Source organism: Pseudomonas jilinensis, from assembly GCF_003586265.1.
In the GTDB taxonomy this organism is placed as follows: domain Bacteria; phylum Pseudomonadota; class Gammaproteobacteria; order Pseudomonadales; family Pseudomonadaceae; genus Halopseudomonas; species Halopseudomonas phragmitis.
The window spans coordinates 1-469 of sequence record NZ_QJSA01000054.1 but is presented as its reverse complement, the minus strand read 5'-3'; the positions used below and the strand labels follow the sequence as shown (position 1 = coordinate 469).

The window sequence follows — 469 nt, the reverse complement described above, 5'->3', positions numbered from 1 at the left end:
AGATTCAAGGTCAGGCCTTCATCAATGGTCAGTATCAGAGCGCTGTCGGTGGTGAAACCTTCGACTGCCTCAGCCCGATCGACGGCCGGGTGCTGGCGAAGATCGCCAGCTGTGGCCAGAGCGATGCCGATCTGGCGGTAGCCAATGCCCGCGCCACCTTTGATTCCGGGGTCTGGTCACGCCTGGCGCCGACCCAGCGCAAGCAGGTGCTGATCCGCTTTGCCGAGCTGATCGAACAGCATGGTGAGGAACTGGCCCTGCTGGAAACCCTGGACATGGGCAAACCGATCAGCGATGCCCTGGCAGTGGACATCCCCGGCGCAGCGCGGGCGATCCGCTGGAGTGGCGAGGCGATCGACAAGATCTACGACGAAGTGGCGGCCACCGCCCACGATGAACTCGGACTGGTCACCCGCGAGCCGGTCGGCGTGGTCGCCGCCATCGTGCCGTGGAACTTCCCGCTGCTGAT

The 469-nt window shown here is 64.4% G+C and carries 1 protein-coding gene; it reads left to right on the top strand.

What is annotated here, in order from left to right:
• Positions 1-2 precede the first annotated feature (2 nt).
• Positions 3-469, top strand: a 467-nt coding sequence (locus C2846_RS18520) for an aldehyde dehydrogenase family protein (RefSeq protein WP_240638238.1), incomplete at its 3' end; no start/stop codon positions are given.